Annotated in this window: 17 protein-coding genes; 13 read left to right on the top strand and 4 right to left on the bottom strand. The window is 74.4% G+C overall.

All coding sequences use genetic code 11. The features are described from left to right. Window positions 1-2: 2 nt before the first annotated feature. Together J2X64_RS17765 and J2X64_RS17760 are read right to left on the bottom strand one after the other, a co-directional pair. On the bottom strand, window positions 3-509 hold the full coding sequence (locus tag J2X64_RS17765) for a metallophosphoesterase (protein WP_310157320.1): 507 nt from the start codon (window positions 507-509) through the stop codon (window positions 3-5). Window positions 510-603: 94 nt separating this feature from the next. After that, complete coding sequence (locus tag J2X64_RS17760) at window positions 604-2,793, bottom strand: DEAD/DEAH box helicase (RefSeq protein WP_310157319.1); 2,190 nt, start codon at window positions 2,791-2,793, stop codon at window positions 604-606. A 340-nt stretch (window positions 2,794-3,133) separates the two neighbouring features. Here J2X64_RS17760 and J2X64_RS17755 point away from each other — a divergent pair, with 340 nt between their 5' ends. Together J2X64_RS17755 and J2X64_RS17750 are read left to right on the top strand one after the other, a co-directional pair. Then, window positions 3,134-3,781, top strand: coding sequence for a dihydrofolate reductase family protein (locus J2X64_RS17755; protein ID WP_310157317.1), 648 nt, complete (start codon window positions 3,134-3,136; stop codon window positions 3,779-3,781). 96 nt (window positions 3,782-3,877) lie between these two features. Beyond that, window positions 3,878-4,210 carry a hypothetical protein gene (locus tag J2X64_RS17750; RefSeq protein WP_310157315.1) on the top strand — a complete coding sequence of 111 codons (333 nt, stop codon included), beginning with the start codon at window positions 3,878-3,880 and terminating at the stop codon, window positions 4,208-4,210. Window positions 4,211-4,253: 43 nt separating this feature from the next. On the opposite strand, the gene J2X64_RS17745 is transcribed toward J2X64_RS17750, so the two are convergent. Then, window positions 4,254-5,138: an alpha/beta hydrolase gene (locus J2X64_RS17745; protein WP_310157313.1), complete on the bottom strand. Its 885-nt coding sequence runs from the start codon at window positions 5,136-5,138 to the stop codon at window positions 4,254-4,256. A gap of 115 nt (window positions 5,139-5,253) precedes the next feature. Here J2X64_RS17745 and J2X64_RS17740 point away from each other — a divergent pair, with 115 nt between their 5' ends. Together J2X64_RS17740 and J2X64_RS17735 are read left to right on the top strand one after the other, a co-directional pair. Next, complete coding sequence (locus tag J2X64_RS17740; RefSeq protein ID WP_310157311.1) at window positions 5,254-5,850, top strand: putative immunity protein; 597 nt, start codon at window positions 5,254-5,256, stop codon at window positions 5,848-5,850. Further along, window positions 5,847-6,245, top strand: coding sequence for a VOC family protein (locus tag J2X64_RS17735; RefSeq protein WP_310157309.1), 399 nt, complete (start codon window positions 5,847-5,849; stop codon window positions 6,243-6,245). The genes J2X64_RS17740 and J2X64_RS17735 overlap by 4 nt, the downstream gene beginning before the upstream one ends. Before the next feature lie 56 nt (window positions 6,246-6,301). Here J2X64_RS17735 and J2X64_RS17730 read toward each other — a convergent pair whose 3' ends face one another. After that, a complete protein-coding gene (locus J2X64_RS17730) occupies window positions 6,302-7,129 on the bottom strand; it encodes an NAD(P)-dependent oxidoreductase (RefSeq protein ID WP_310157306.1) in 828 nt (275 codons plus the stop codon). Window positions 7,130-7,246: 117 nt separating this feature from the next. Here J2X64_RS17730 and J2X64_RS17725 point away from each other — a divergent pair, with 117 nt between their 5' ends. The 9 genes from J2X64_RS17725 (at window position 7,247) to trpA (ending at window position 14,228) form a co-directional block, all read left to right on the top strand. Further along, complete coding sequence (locus tag J2X64_RS17725) at window positions 7,247-7,990, top strand: VOC family protein (protein ID WP_310157304.1); 744 nt, start codon at window positions 7,247-7,249, stop codon at window positions 7,988-7,990. Between the two features lie 61 nt (window positions 7,991-8,051). Continuing rightward, window positions 8,052-8,420 (top strand): phosphoribosyl-AMP cyclohydrolase, encoded by a 369-nt coding sequence (gene hisI, locus J2X64_RS17720; protein WP_310157301.1) that lies wholly within the window; start codon window positions 8,052-8,054, stop codon window positions 8,418-8,420. Further along, complete coding sequence (locus J2X64_RS17715) at window positions 8,407-9,966, top strand: anthranilate synthase component I (RefSeq protein ID WP_310157299.1); 1,560 nt, start codon at window positions 8,407-8,409, stop codon at window positions 9,964-9,966. The genes hisI and J2X64_RS17715 overlap by 14 nt, the downstream gene beginning before the upstream one ends. Then, window positions 9,963-10,562 (top strand): Trp biosynthesis-associated membrane protein, encoded by a 600-nt coding sequence (locus J2X64_RS17710; protein ID WP_310157297.1) that lies wholly within the window; start codon window positions 9,963-9,965, stop codon window positions 10,560-10,562. Before J2X64_RS17715 ends, J2X64_RS17710 begins: the two co-directional genes overlap by 4 nt. Before the next feature lie 52 nt (window positions 10,563-10,614). After that, window positions 10,615-10,869 carry an HGxxPAAW family protein gene (locus J2X64_RS17705; protein ID WP_310157294.1) on the top strand — a complete coding sequence of 85 codons (255 nt, stop codon included), beginning with the start codon at window positions 10,615-10,617 and terminating at the stop codon, window positions 10,867-10,869. Window positions 10,870-10,873: 4 nt separating this feature from the next. After that, the gene (locus J2X64_RS17700) at window positions 10,874-11,293 is read left to right on the top strand and encodes a DUF2752 domain-containing protein (protein ID WP_310157292.1); all 420 of its coding nucleotides are present in this window, start codon (window positions 10,874-10,876) and stop codon (window positions 11,291-11,293) included. 37 nt (window positions 11,294-11,330) lie between these two features. Further along, complete coding sequence (gene trpC, locus J2X64_RS17695; RefSeq protein WP_310157289.1) at window positions 11,331-12,122, top strand: indole-3-glycerol phosphate synthase TrpC; 792 nt, start codon at window positions 11,331-11,333, stop codon at window positions 12,120-12,122. Window positions 12,123-12,144: 22 nt separating this feature from the next. After that, the gene (gene trpB / locus J2X64_RS17690) at window positions 12,145-13,416 is read left to right on the top strand and encodes a tryptophan synthase subunit beta (RefSeq protein ID WP_310157286.1); all 1,272 of its coding nucleotides are present in this window, start codon (window positions 12,145-12,147) and stop codon (window positions 13,414-13,416) included. Then, window positions 13,413-14,228: a tryptophan synthase subunit alpha gene (gene trpA / locus J2X64_RS17685; protein WP_310157284.1), complete on the top strand. Its 816-nt coding sequence runs from the start codon at window positions 13,413-13,415 to the stop codon at window positions 14,226-14,228. The genes trpB and trpA overlap by 4 nt, the downstream gene beginning before the upstream one ends.

The raw sequence follows: 14,228 nt of genomic DNA, 5'->3' as shown, positions 1-14,228 counted from the left end.
CCTCAGCGGCGCGGGAGCTCGTGCAGCACGACCCGGCCCAGGACACCGTCCTCGACCACCGCGGTCATGTACGTGCACCACGGCTGGCGGCGCCGGTCGGTGGGGGAGCCGGGGTTGAGCAGCCGCAGGCCCCGCGGGGTGGTCGTGTCCCAGGGGATGTGGCTGTGCCCGAACACGAGGACGTCCAGGCCCGGGTGGTCCGCCTCGCAGCGAGCCTCACGCCCGGTCGCGGGCCCGGTCTGGTGCACGACGCCGAACCGCAGGCCCTCGACGTCGACGGTGGCCAGCTCGGGGAGCCGCTCGCGCAGCACCCCGTGGTCGTTGTTGCCCGCCACGCCGACGAGTCGCCGCGCGCGCGACTCCAGCTCGTCCAGCAGGGCCACGTCCACCCAGTCCCCGGCGTGCAGGACCAGGTCGGCCTCGCCGACGGCGCGCCAGACCTCGTCGGGCAGGTCCCTCGCGCGCTTCGGCAGGTGCGTGTCCGCGAGGAGCAGCAGGCGTGTCGTCATGGGTCCGTGGGGGTCGCGGGTGGGGCGGGGGTGTGCGGGCGGGTATGCCGGGTCGGTGTGCCGAGGGATGCCACGGCGTGGCCGGGGTCCCCGGTCAGGCCTCGGTGACCTCGGGAACCTCGACGAGGTCGGCGACCTCGGTCGCCGGCATGGCCGCCTGCCGCTTCTCCAGCGCGTCGGTCAGCAGGGTCACCAGCGCCTCGAGCTGGACGTCGGCGGAGGAGCCGACCTCCTCGTCCGACCCGTCGAGGGCGCGGGCCGCGAGCCCCGCCTTGTCGTCGATGAGCTGGGCGATGCGCGGGTCGATGGTCTGCGCCGCGATGATCCGCCACGCGGTGACCGGCTCGGTCTGGCCGATCCGGTGCACACGGTCGATGGCCTGCGTCTGCTCGGCGGAGGTCCACGAGAGCTCGGCGAGGACGACGTTGGAGGCGACCTGGAGGTTGAGGCCGACGCCTGCCGCGGTGAGCGAGCAGACCACGACCGAGACCTGGGGGTCGGTGAGGAACGCGTCGATGGCCGCCTTGCGCGCCTTCGGCGTCTGGTCGCCGCGGATCGAGGAGAAGCCGATCCCGCGCTTGGCGAAGGTCTGCTCCGCCTCGTCCATGACGTCGATGTGCTTGGCGAAGAACACGACCTTGCCGACGTTGCGCGCCAGCTGGGCGGCGTAGTCAGCGGCCAGGCCGGCCTTGGCCTGGCCGATGCGGCGCATGACCGTGAAGACGTTGTCGCCGGTCTTGTCAGACCCGCCGTCCTCGCGCTCCCACTCGGCGACCCGCCGGACCAGGTCGTGGTCGATGCCGTCGACGACGACCGAGACCTTGCGCGTCGCGAGGGCGGAGTCGTACCGCGCGACCAGCCGCCGCGCGAGCTCCTGCTCGGCCGCGCGGATCGAGCGCCCGGCCTCGTCGTCGAGCTCGACCGGCAGGTCGGCGATCCTGCGGGACGGGATGTCGGCGGCGACGTCGACCTTGCGCCGGCGGACGATGCCGAGGTCGATGACGCTGGTCCGGGCGGCCTTGTAGAAGCCGTGGTCGGCCGGGGTGAGGCCGTTCTCCTCCAAGGCGGCCATGAGCGCCATCCGCGGCTTGGTGTCGTCGATCCAGCCGAGGAACTGCCAGATCGCGCGGAAGTCCTCGATGTCGTTGATGAGCGGCGTGCCGGTGAGGGCCATGAGCAGCGGGTTGAGGCGGCGCGAGCGGATGCGCTCGGAGAGCTCGAGGACGTGGCGCGAGCGCTGCGAGGTCTTGTTCTTGATGAAGTGGGCCTCGTCGACGACCATGCCCTGGAAGCCGTGCTCGCCGAGCCAGCCGACGTGCCGGTCGAGGATCTCGTAGTTGACGATGACGATGTCGGCGAACCCGTCGACCGTCTCGCCGTTGCCGTGCACGACGGTCGAGGTCCGGCGCGGGGTCCACAGCTCGGCCTCACGGGCCCAGTTCGCCTTGACGACGTTCGGGACGGCGACCAGCAGGGGGAACGCGTCGGCGGCCTCCGCGGCGAGCAGCGCCTGCGCCGTCTTCCCCAGGCCGGGCTCGTCGGCCAGCAGGAAGGTCCGGTGACCCTCCGCCGCGGCCGCCACGAGCTGGGCCTGGTGCCGCATGAGGTGCAGCCCGCGCATGCCCATCGGCAGCTCCGGGTCCTCGGGCAACGGCATACAGGTGGCGTCCCCGCCGCTCTCGAACGCACGGAACAGCGGCGTCAGCAGCTCCCAGCCGCCCAGCCGGTTGGTCGTGGGGCGCGGGGGAACGGCGGAGTAGTCGGGGGCCAGGAACGGGTTCGCCAGCTGGCGCGCGAGCACGGTCGGCGGCACGAGCCGCTGGGGTGCGGCGGGCACCTCGGCGACCTCGTCCGGCTCGGGCTCCTCCTCGGGCTCGACCTCCCGGCCGGCCGCGCGGAGCATGTCCTCCTTGAGGCTCAGAGCCGCGGAGGAGATGGTGGCGTCCTCGGCCAGCAGGGCCAGGAGGGACGTGTCGCGGGCGGCGGTCTTGGCGAGGATCGTGGCGATGCCGTCGAGCCGGGTCAGGACGGCGGAGCGCTCCGCCTCCGAGACCTCCGGGTCGGTCTTCACGCGGGCGCGCTCCTCGCGCACGAGCAGGGCGACGACCTGGTATGCCGTGCGGGCGCCGGGGCGCACGGGGCCGCGCTGGGCGGCCGCCTCCACCTGGCGGACGGCCTTGGCGAGGACGGGGAGGATGCCCTCCTCGTCCCGGGTGCGCGGACGTCGTCCGTCGCGGGACGTGGGACGCGACGCGCCGGGACGGCGCGGAGCTCGCTGTGCCAAGCGGGTTCCTTCTCCTGGTCGGACACGGCACGGGCCGAGGACGGTGCCGGGGCACCGAGCGCGGGGCGGCTCGCCTGCCCGCCGACGGCACGACGCACCGGACCGGTGCGGCCGCGCGGCAGGGGAGGGGCTGGGCCCGTGTCGCTGGAGCGCCTCCGCCGTGCGGCGGGACGCAGGTCCCAGCGTACGCGGTCCGCCCGCTCGAGGGGTACCCGACCGGCACATCGGCGCGCCACGTCCGCCCGACCGATGAGGACCGGGTCGGGGCCGGGTCCATCCTGCAGACCGCTGTCGGCCGCGCGCGGCAGACTGGCGCCACCACCCAGGCAGGAGCGTGCCCATGTCCCTCACCCGGATCCAGAACTTCTCGATCTCGCTCGACGGCTTCGCCACGGGGGAGCCGCAGTCCCTCGAGGCGCCGTTCGGCCACGCCGGCCAGCGCCTGCACCGGTGGATGATGGCCACCCGCATGTGGGACCCGGCCGGCAGCGACGGCGTCGACAACGCGATGGCCCAGCGGCACGAGCACGGGATCGGCGCGGAGATCATGGGCGCGAACAAGTTCGGGCCGCCCGGCTGGCAGGACGACGCGGACTGGCGCGGTTGGTGGGGACCCAACCCGCCCTTCCACACGCCGACGTTCGTCCTGACCCACCACCCCCGACCCCCGATGGAGATGGAGGGTGGGACCACCTTCCACTTCCTCGACGCCAGCCCCGCCGAGGCGCTCGCGGTGGCGCGGGAGGCCGCCGGCGGGCTCGACGTCCGGATCGGCGGTGGCCCCAGCGTGGTCCGCGACTTCCTCGCCGCCGGGCTCGTCGACCGCATGCACCTCGTGCAGGTGCCGATCGTCCTCGGGCGCGGCGTGCGCCTCTGGGACGGCCTCGAGGGCATAGAGGAGGGGTATGCCGTCGAGACCGTGTCCTCGCCCAGCGGCGTCACCCACCTCACCTTCACCCGGACCTCGGGCGGCACCGAGGGCGCCTGAGGGCCGTGTGAGGTGCCCGACGCCGCCGAGTGCGCCGAGGGCGCCGAGGCCGCAATCCTGTTGCCGCCGCGAGCCACCGCTTGCGACGCTGGCGGTATGCCGTCGCCCCAGTTCGAGCCGCCGTTCGACCAGCTGCTGGCCACCGCCGAGAGGGTCGCGCGGGAGCGCCCCGAGGTGGACCCCGAGATGGCGCGCGAGGTCTTCGAGGAGGCGGCGACGCTGCTGTACAACGGCTTGGCGGTGGAGGGACTGCACGAGCACGACGCCCACCTCGTCGTCGCGGGGCTGTGCGAGGACCTCGTCGCCCCCGACCCCGGGGCGGCCGTGCGCCGGCACGCGCAGACGGCCCTCGACGACCCCGCCGGTCTCCACGACCCGAAGGGCGTCGCCGCCGCCTACGAGGTCTCGGCCCGCATCCTGCAGCTCTGAGGGTCCGGGCCGCCGGGACGGGAGGTCCCCGCGCCCCCGGTCGTCAGAGCCGCCGCGACAGGAAGTCGGCCAGCACGCCGGCGAGCTGCTCGGGGTTCTCCTCGGCCATGTGGTGGCCGCTGTCGATGCGGGCCGTCTCCACCGGGGCGTCGACCCAGCCCCGCCAGATCTCGGACGGGTCGCCGTAGAGGTGCTCCATGTCGTCGTGCACCGACCAGGCGACCAGCGTCGGGCAGGTGATGCGGTGCCCGCGCTCGCGGTCGGCCCGGTCGTGCGCGGCGTCGACGGACAGGCCCGCCCGGTAGTCCTCGAGCATGGCCCGCACCGTGGCGGGGTCGTGCAGCGCGGCGCAGACGTAGGCGAAGCTCTCGGCCCCCATCGCCTCCTCCTTCGCGGCGTCGAGGCCGTACCAGGCGTCGGGGTCGGCGGTGATGACCCGCTCGGCGTGCGGGGAGCCGGCGAAGAAGAACCAGTGCCACCACTCCGTGGCGAACCGCGCGTCGGCCCGCTCGACCGCCTCCGCCATCGGGACGCCGTCCAGCACCCCGAGCGCCCGCACCTCTCCCGGGTGGTCCAGCGCGCACCGGTAGGCGACGCCCTGGCCGCGGTCGTGACCCACGACGGCGAACCCGTCGTGGCCCAGCGCCTCCACCAGGGCGACGACGTCGGCGGCCATGGCCCGGTCGGCATACACCTCGTGGTCGGCGTCCGGCTCCGGCGTGGACGATCGGCCGTAGCCGCGCAGGTCCGGGCAGACGACCGTGAACCCGGCGCCGGCCAACGTGGGTGCCACGCGGTGCCAGGTGGTGTGGGCGCGCGGGTGCCCGTGCAGAAGCACCACCGCGGGCCCCTCGCCCCCGGACCGGCCGTGCAACCGGACCCCCGTCGGGAGCTCGTGCTCCCACTCCTCGAACCCCTCGAAGATCATGCGTCGAGCCAACCAGAGCCCGGGACGTGGCGCCTGCCCGGCGACTGGGTGGCTGGCCGGCCGGGCGGCGTCGAGCGTGCCCACCGTGTCCGCGCCGGGTGGTAGGAAGGGCGGCGTGCCGATCCTGCCGAAGGAGCGCGACCCGCGGCTCGTCACGATCCGCCGGGGAGGGACGCTCACCGACGAGCACCACCACCTGCTGGCCGAGTGGGCCCTGCAGTGCGCCGAGCACGTCCTGCCGCTGTTCGAGAGGGAGAGCCCGGACGACGACCGCCCGCGCGAGGCCATCGAGACCGGCCGGGCGTGGATCCGGGGTGAGGTGCGGATGACGGTGGCGCACGACATGGCGTTCCAGGCGAACGCCGCGGGCCGCGGCCTGCCGGACCCCGCACGCTTCGCCGCCCTGTCCGCGGGCCAGGCCGTGGCCGTCGCCCACGTCGCCGCGCACGACCTCGGCGCCGCGGCCTACGCGATCAGGGCCGCCCGGGCCGCTGCCGAGTCGGCCGGCACGGACCGGGCTGACGCAGACCCGGCCACCACCCGTGCCGCCGGCGACCGGGCTGCGGCGGCCGAGCGGCAGTGGCAGCGCGACCGGCTGCCGGACGCCGTCCGCGAGCTCGTCCTGGAGGACCAGCGAGCCCGCAGCCCCATCTGCTGGAACGTCTTCGACGACGACGCCCACACCACCCACCAGCCGAAGGACACGCCATGAGGATCCGCCTGACCAGCATCCACGTCGACGACCAGCGGGCCGCTCTCGACTTCTACACCTCGAGGCTCGGCTTCACCCTGCGCCACGACATCCCGCTCGGCGAGGACTCCTGGCTCACCGTGGTCTCGTCGGAGGACCCCGACGGACCGGAGCTGCTGCTCGAGCCCTCGGGCCACCCTGCGGTCGGGCCCTACCGCGCGGCGCTGGTCGCCGACGGCATACCGGCGGTGCAGTTCGCCGTCGAGGACATGGCCGCCGAGCACGAGCGGCTCACCGGGCTGGGGGTGCGGTTCACGCAGCCGCCGACCGACATCGGCCCGGCCGTGGTCGCGGTGCTCGACGACACCTGCGGCAACCTCGTCCAGCTGATCGCCCCGAAGCCGGCGGCGGACTAGGGCCTCGATCGACCGGCCAGGTGCGCGGTGACCGGCTGTGACTGCGGACGCCCGGTCTACGCCCGGTCCGGCTCCCGCCACCGGGACGTCGGTCGCCACCCGAGCACCCGCTCGGCCCGCGAGCAGTCGAACGCCCCGGCCGTCCCGGTCAGCGGCGCACGGACCTCGGTGTCCGGGAAGTGCTCGCGCAGCAGCTCCTCGACCGGCCGCCTGACCCGCGTCTCGTCCGAGGCGACGAGGACCGCCTCGTAGCCCGAGTGCTCCGGCCGCGGGTCGAGGGCGAGCAGGCAGGCGCGGGCCGCGTCCGCGAGGTCGACGTACCCCCACAGGTTCCGCGCCCCCTCCGCCTCCGGCACCTCGTCGACGAGGTCGAGCACCTCCTGCCGCGACAGGATCCAGTGCAACCGCAGGGCGGTCACGGTCATGCCCCGGCGCGCGTACATCTGCCCCATCCGCTCGAGCAGGTCCTTGGTGAGGGCGTACGGGTCGAGGTACTGCAGCGGGCTGTCCTCGTCGACCGGGACGTAGGGCTGGGTGAGCGGCTCGGGGGAGAACGCGGTCCCGTAGATGGCCCCGCTGGAGGCGAGGACGGCCGTGCGGATCCCCGCGGCCCAGGCCTGCTCGAGCGCCGTGAACGTCGTCAGGGCGTTCGTCCGCACGAGGTCGATCGGGTCCACGTCCTCGGGGCTCGGTATGCCGGCACAGTGGACGACCGCGTCGCAGCCGGCCAGGGAGCGGGCCACCGCCGCGGGGTCGAGGAGGTCGACCCTCGCCGACGACGCGCCGTCGACGTCAGCCCCCACCACCTCGTGGCCGGCGGCCGGCAGCTGCCGGCACACCTCCGCGCCGAGCCTGCCCTCCGAACCGCTCACCCACACCCGCATGCGTCGCCACGCTACCCACGGACGGCAAAACTCGTTGCCCCGGCGGGCGCGGGCCACCTAGCGTCGTCGGACGGGCCTGCGCCGCACCGTCGGCAGGGCGAGGGAGAGGGGACCACCATGGCCACCGAGCTGCGGGCGCTGTGCTTCGACGCAGAGGACCCGGCCGCGCTGGGCCGCTTCTGGGGCGCGCTGCTCGGCTGGGACCAGGACCGGACCGCCGGCGAATCGGCAGCCGACGACGGCGTCGAGCTGGTCCCGACCGAGCCGACCGGCTTCCGGCTGCGGTTCGAGCCCGCGCAGGCGCCCAAGGTCGTGCGCAACCGGCTGCACCTGCACCTCACGAGCACGTCCGACGCCGACCAGTCCTCGGTCGTCGAGCGGGCGCTGGGGCTCGGGGCCCGTCACCTCGACGTCGGCCAGCTCCCGGAGGAGGGCCATGTCGTGCTGGAGGACCCGGAGGGCAACGACTTCTGCGTCCTCGAGCCCGGCAACCGGTTCCTTGCCGAGTGCGGCTTCCTGGCCGAGGTGACGTGCGACGGCACGCGTGCGGTGGGGCAGTTCTGGAGCGCGGCCCTCGGCTGGCCGCTGGTGTGGGACCAGGACGAGGAGACCTCGATCCGCGCCCGCGGCGGCAGCACCAACATCTCCTGGGGCGGCCCGCCGGTCGACCCCAAGGTGGGCCGGAACCGCCAGCACCTCGAGCTGGTCGCCCCCGACAGCGACCTCGCCGCGGCAGTCCAGCGCCTCGTGTCCCTCGGTGCCACGGCACGGGACACCGCGCCCGGGCCGGACGGCCGCCTGGTCCTCGCCGATCCCGACGGCAACGAGCTCACCCTCGTCCCCGCGTCAACGCTGCCGTAGGGACCGGTCCGCACCGCGGTGCGGCGTCGGGAGCCACCGGCCGACCCGGCACAATGGCGGGGTGACTCCACCTGCCGCCCTCGACCCCGCCATCGCCGACCGCCTCAAGCGCGACGCCCACGGCCTGGTCGCCGCGGTCGTCCAGCAGCACGACACCGGCGAGGTGCTGATGCTCGGCTGGATGGACGACGAGGCGCTGCGCCGGACCCTCACCGAGGGCCGCGTGACCTTCTGGTCGCGCAGCCGCGAGGAGTACTGGCGCAAGGGGGACACGAGCGGCCACCACCAGCGGGTCCAGTCGGTGGCGCTCGACTGCGACGGCGACGCGCTCCTCGTGCGGGTCGACCAGGTCGGCGCCGCCTGCCACACCGGCGCGCGCACCTGCTTCGACGAGGGCGACCTCGGGGCGAGGCCGTATGCCGGTGAGTGACGTCACCCCGGACCTCGCGTTCGGTGCCACCTGGCCGAGCCTGGAGACCTTCTCGGTGCTCGCCCAGGACCGGCGCGTGATCCCGGTGGTGCGCCGCCTCATGGCCGATGCCGAGACCCCGGTCGGGGTCTACCGCAAGCTCGCCAAGAACCGGCCGGGCACCTTCCTGCTCGAGTCCGCCGAGCACGGTGGGGTCTGGTCGAGGTACTCGATCGTGGGCGCCGCGAGCCGCGCCACGCTGACCGAGCGCGGCGGCGAGGCCCTGTGGCTGGGCGAGCCACCCGTCGGAGTGCCCACCGACGGCAACCCGCTCGAGGCGCTGCGGGACACCGTGGCAGCGCTCGCGACCGAGCCGGTCGAGGGACTGCCCCCGCTCACCGGCGGCATGGTCGGGGCCATCACCTACGACGCCGTCCGCCGCTGGGAGAAGGTCCCCGACACCAACCCCGACGTCCTCCACGTGCCCGAGCTGGCGATGATGCTCGCCACCGACCTGGCCGTGCTCGACCACGCCGACGGGTCGCTGCTGCTCGTGGCGAACGCCGTCAACTACGACGCGACTGACGAGCGGGTCGAGCAGGCGTGGGCCGACGCGGTCGACCGGCTCGACGCGATGACCGCCGACCTGGCCGCCGCGGCCCCGTCCACCGTCGCGACCGTCGACCGGGACGCCTTCGAGCGCGCGCGGCAGGGCGTCACCAGCAACACCACCCAGACGTACTTCGAGCAGATGGTCCAGGACGCCAAGGAGGACATCCGCGCCGGCGAGGTGTTCCAGGTGGTCCTGTCCCAGCGGTTCTCCACGCCCTGCCCGGCCGACGCGCTCGACGTGTACCGCGCGCTGCGCACCAACAACCCCAGCCCGTACATGTACCTGCTGCGGCTGCCGCACCCCGACGGCGGCTCGTACGACGTCGTCGGGTCCTCGCCCGAGGCCCTCGTCAAGGTGACCGGCCGCCGCGCCATCACCCACCCCATCGCCGGGTCCCGGCCCCGCGGCAAGACGCCGGAGGAGGACCTCGCGCTCGCCGAGGACCTGCTCGCCGACCCCAAGGAGCGGTCCGAGCACGTCATGCTCGTCGACCTCGGGCGCAACGACCTCCAGCGGGTCTGCGAGCCGGGGACGGTCGACGTCGTCGAGTTCATGAACGTCCGCCGCTACTCGCACGTGACGCACCTCGAGTCCACGGTGGTGGGGGACATCCGGCCCGGCTGCACGGCATACGACGTCCTGCGGGCGACGTTCCCGGCCGGCACGCTGTCCGGCGCCCCGAAGCCGCGCGCCCTCAGCCTCATCGAGCACTACGAACCCAGCCGGCGCGGCGTCTACGGCGGCGTCGTCGGCTACCTCGACTTCCACGGAGACCTCGACATGGCCATCGCGATCCGGACCGCCCTCGTCAAGGACGGCACCGCGCACGTCCAGGCGGGAGCGGGCATCGTCGCCGACTCCGTGCCCACCACGGAGTACGAGGAGACGGTCAACAAGGCGGCCGCCGCCCTGCGCGCGGTCGCCACCGCCTCGGCCCTGCGGACCGTCCGATGAGGCGGCTGCGCCCCACGGGCAAGCCCTTCGTCGTCCTGCTGGCCCTCGTCGCGTCCCTCGTCCTGCTCGCCAGCGGCGGCCGCACCTGGGTGTCCGGCACCGTCGACGACGCGGTCCTCGGCGCCAGCCGCATCGACGCCACCGGCACCGAGGTCGCCTCGGGCGTCGTCGCCCTGGCGCTGGTCGCCCTCGCGGCAGCCGTCGCCAGCACCACCAGCGGGCCGGTCCTGCGGCGGATCACCCTCGCGGTGGTCGCGCTGGCGGCCATCGCCGAGGGGTTCGTGGTGGCGCAGGTCGCGTTCGACCCGTCGGGGGCCCTGGGGTCCGTGGCCGCCCGCAGCGCCGGCCGCACCGGCACGCTCGAGACCCACTCGACCGCGACGGCGTGGCCGTGGGTCGACCTCGTGGCCTGCGTGCTGCTGCTCGTGGCAGCGGTCGGCGGGTGGGTCGGTGCACCGGGCTGGCGCGGCCTCGGCGCGCGGTACGAGACGCCGACCACCACGGCAGGACCCCGCGGCCAGCGCGTGGGCACCGACTGGGACCGCCTGGACGCCGGCGAGGACCCGACGGCGCGCGACGACACCCGGACCACCTGACACAATGGCACCAGTACCCAGCAGCACCACGACCTCCAGGAGCCCGAGCCCCATGGCAGAAGAAGTCCACGAAGACCACGGCCACAGCATCGCCGCCTGGACCGGGGTGGGCGTCATCCTCGTCGGGAGCGCCCTGGCGTCCGTGGCCGTCGCCATCGCCAACGTCGCGCTGTTCGTCGTGGGCATCGTGATCTGCCTCGTCGGCGCCGTCGCGGGCAAGGTCCTCTCCATGGCCGGCTACGGCGCGAAGACGGTCGTCGGCCCCGACTCGCCCGACACCACCAAGCCCGAGCTCGGCATCCACTGACCCCGTGAGCGTCGCCACCCGCAGCGTGGCGCCCGCCGGCGTGCGGGCCCCGCTGCTGGTGGGCGCCGGGGGAGCGGCCCTCGCGGCCGCCCTGCTGCTGCGCGACCCGCACCAGCCCGGCTCGTGGGGCGTGTGCCCCTTCCTGCTGGTCACCGGGGTGCCGTGCCCGGCGTGCGGCGGCCTGCGGGCGACCCAGGACCTGCTCACCGGGCACCTCGCCGCGGCTCTGTCCAGCAACGCGTATGCCGTGGGCACGGCGTTCCTCGTCGCCGTGGCCTACGTCTCGTGGCTGGCGGCGGCCGCGCGCGGTCGCCGGCCCGCCTGGGCGGCGCGGCTGTCGGTGGCCGGCCCGGTCTGGGCCCTCGGCCTGCTCGCGTTCGGGGTGCTGCGCATGCTGCCCGCCCTGTCCGTTCTGCGACCCTGACGCCGTCCGCCCAGCCCCGCTGGTTAGCCTGTCGTCCATGGCCACCGTCCTCGATGCGATCGTCGCCGGCGTGCGCGAGGACCTCGCGGCACGCGTGGCCGCGACACCCCGGGAGGTCGTCGAGCGCCTCGCCTCCGACGTCCCCGCCGCCCTCGACGCCGAGTCGGCTCTGCGCCGGCCCGGCCTGTCGCTCATCGCGGAGGTCAAGCGGTCCAGCCCGAGCAAGGGCGAGCTCGCCACCATCGCCGACCCGGCCGCGCTGGCCGCGGACTACGAGGCTGGTGGCGCGACCGCGGTGAGCGTCCTGACCGAGCAGCGCCGCTTCGGCGGGTCGCTGGCCGACCTCGACGCGGTCCGGGCAGCCGTGCGGATCCCCGTGCTGCGCAAGGACTTCATGGTCGAGGACTACCAGCTGTTCGAGGCCCGCGCGCACGGGGCGGACATCATCCTGCTCATCGTGGCCGCCCTGGAGCAGGCCGACCTGGTGCGGATGCAGGCGCTGGCCCGCGATCTCGGCATGACCGCCCTCGTGGAGGTCCACGACGCGGACGAGACCCGGCGCGCGCTCGACGCCGGCGCCAGCGTCGTGGGCGTCAACGCCCGCAACCTCAAGACCCTGGACGTCGACCCCGACACCTTCGGCCGCCTCGCCGGGCTCGTCCCGGACGGTGTGGTCAGGGTCGCGGAGTCCGGCGTCTCCGGCCCCCGGGACGCGGCCCGCTACGCCGCCGAGGGAGCCGACGCCGTCCTCGTCGGGGAGGCGCTGGTCCGCGGAGCCGACCCGCGCCGGGCCGCGCACGACATCATCACCGCGGGCGCGCCGGCGTGACCCGCCACGGAGGAGACCCGCTGTGACCGACCTGACACCCCACCCCGTGCTGCGGCCGGGCCGCTTCGGCGACTTCGGCGGCCGGTACGTCCCCGAGGCGCTCATCCCCGCCCTGGAGGAGCTCGACGAGGCCCGTCGCAAGGCCATGGTCGACCCCGGCTTCCTCGGCGAGCTCGAGCGGCTGCACCGCACGTACACCGGTCGCCCCAGCATCATCACCGAGGTGCCGCGGTTCGCCGAGCACGCCGGCGGTGCCCGGGTCATCCTCAAGCGCGAGGACCTCAACCACACCGGTTCGCACAAGATCAACAACGTCCTGGCCCAGGCCCTGCTCACCGTGCGGATGGGCAAGAGCCGCGTCATCGCCGAGACCGGCGCCGGTCAGCACGGCGTCGCCACGGCCACGGCCGCCGCGCTCATGGGGCTCGAGTGCGTCATCTACATGGGCAAGGTCGACACCGAGCGGCAGGCGCTCAACGTCGCCCGCATGCGGATGCTGGGGGCCGAGGTCCACGCGGTCGACACCGGCAGCGCCACCCTCAAGGACGCCATCAACGAGGCCATGCGCGACTGGGTGACCAACGTCGGTCACACCCACTACATCCTCGGGACCGTGACCGGCCCGCACCCGTTCCCCGAGATGGTGCGCGACTTCCACCGCATCATCGGCGTCGAGGCGCGGGCCCAGGTGCTCGACAGCGTGGGCCGGCTGCCCGACGCCGTGCTCGCCTGCGTCGGCGGCGGCTCGAACGCCATGGGCATCTTCCACCGCTTCCTCGACGACACCGACGTGCGCCTCATCGGCATCGAAGCCGGGGGGGAGGGCATCGCGGGCGGTCGGCACGCGGCCCGCTTCGCCGCCAGCTCGCCCGGCGTCCTGCACGGCACGTTCAGCTACCTGATGCAGGACGACGACGGCCAGACGCTGGAGTCCCACTCGATCTCGGCCGGGCTCGACTACCCGAGCGTGGGCCCCGAGCACGCCTGGCTGCGGGACACCGGCCGCGCCGAGTACCGGTACGCCACCGACGAGCAGGCCATGCGCGCCTTCGAGCTGCTCTGCCGCACCGAGGGGATCATCCCGGCGATCGAGTCGGCGCACGCCCTCGCCGGCGCCATCGAGGTCGGCCGCGAGCTCGGCCCCGACGCCGTGCTGCTCGTCAACCTCTCGGGCCGCGGCGACAAGGACATGCACACGGCCGCGGAATACTTCGGCCTCATCGACGGCGACGCGGTCCCGAGCGGCACGGCCGACGAGCCGCGCGCCGAGGGCGACGGGAGGACCCAGCTGTGAGCACGACGACCGACATCGGGGTGGGCGGGGTCCTGGCCCGCTGCCGCGAGGAGAACCGGGCCGCCCTCGTCGGGTACCTGCCCGTCGGCTTCCCCTCGGTCGAGGGCTCCGTCGCCGCCATGGTGGCGATGGTCGAGGCCGGCGTCGACATCGTCGAGGTGGGCATCCCCTACAGCGACCCGCTCATGGACGGCCCCACCATCGCGTATGCCGCCGACCAGGCCCTCAAGCACGGGGTCCACGTCCGCGACGTCTTCACGGCGACCCGCGCGGTGCGCGACGCCGGGGCGCCCCCGCTCGTGATGTCCTACTGGAACCTCGTGCTCAAGCACGGCCCGCGACGCTTCGCCCACGACCTCGCGGCCGCCGGTGGCGCCGGCATGATCACCCCAGACCTCATCCCGGACGAGGCGGGCGAGTGGATCGCGGCGAGCGACGAGACGGGCCTCGACCGCGTCTTCCTGGTCGCCCCCAGCTCCACCGAGGAGCGGATCGCGGCCGTCACCGCGCAGTGCCGCGGCTTCGTCTACGCCGTCTCGCACATGGGCGTCACCGGCGCCCGCACCGCCATGGGTGACGCGGCCCGCGTGGTCGTCGAGCGGACCAAGGCCGTGACCGACAAGCCCGTGTGCGTCGGGCTCGGCGTCTCCGGCGGCGCGCAGGCGGCGGAGGTCGCGGCATACGCGGACGGGGTCATCGTGGGCTCCGCCCTGGTGCGGTGCCTCACGGACGCACCCGACGAGCAGTCCGGCATCGAGGCACTGCGGTCGCTCGTCGGCGAGCTCGCCGAGGGCGTGCGGAGCGGGCGCTGA

Origin of the sequence: Phycicoccus sp. 3266, assembly GCF_031456495.1 — a bacterium.
Classification (GTDB): domain Bacteria; phylum Actinomycetota; class Actinomycetes; order Actinomycetales; family Dermatophilaceae; genus Pedococcus.
Note: the sequence above shows the minus strand (reverse complement) of the source record. Positions and strands in the feature narration are given on the sequence as shown.

Coding starts and splice junctions, on each gene's coding strand:
- J2X64_RS17715 (WP_310157299.1), top strand. CDS start 8,407: ATGCCGGTGAGTGACGTCACCCCGGACCTCGCGTTCGGTGCCACCTGG.
- J2X64_RS17755 (WP_310157317.1), top strand. CDS start 3,134: ATGTCCCTCACCCGGATCCAGAACTTCTCGATCTCGCTCGACGGCTTC.
- J2X64_RS17730 (WP_310157306.1), bottom strand. CDS start 7,129: ATGCGGGTGTGGGTGAGCGGTTCGGAGGGCAGGCTCGGCGCGGAGGTG.
- J2X64_RS17750 (WP_310157315.1), top strand. CDS start 3,878: ATGCCGTCGCCCCAGTTCGAGCCGCCGTTCGACCAGCTGCTGGCCACC.
- J2X64_RS17765 (WP_310157320.1), bottom strand. CDS start 509: ATGACGACACGCCTGCTGCTCCTCGCGGACACGCACCTGCCGAAGCGC.
- J2X64_RS17725 (WP_310157304.1), top strand. CDS start 7,247: ATGGCCACCGAGCTGCGGGCGCTGTGCTTCGACGCAGAGGACCCGGCC.
- J2X64_RS17705 (WP_310157294.1), top strand. CDS start 10,615: ATGGCAGAAGAAGTCCACGAAGACCACGGCCACAGCATCGCCGCCTGG.
- trpC (WP_310157289.1), top strand. CDS start 11,331: ATGGCCACCGTCCTCGATGCGATCGTCGCCGGCGTGCGCGAGGACCTC.
- J2X64_RS17745 (WP_310157313.1), bottom strand. CDS start 5,138: ATGATCTTCGAGGGGTTCGAGGAGTGGGAGCACGAGCTCCCGACGGGG.
- J2X64_RS17735 (WP_310157309.1), top strand. CDS start 5,847: ATGAGGATCCGCCTGACCAGCATCCACGTCGACGACCAGCGGGCCGCT.
- J2X64_RS17710 (WP_310157297.1), top strand. CDS start 9,963: ATGAGGCGGCTGCGCCCCACGGGCAAGCCCTTCGTCGTCCTGCTGGCC.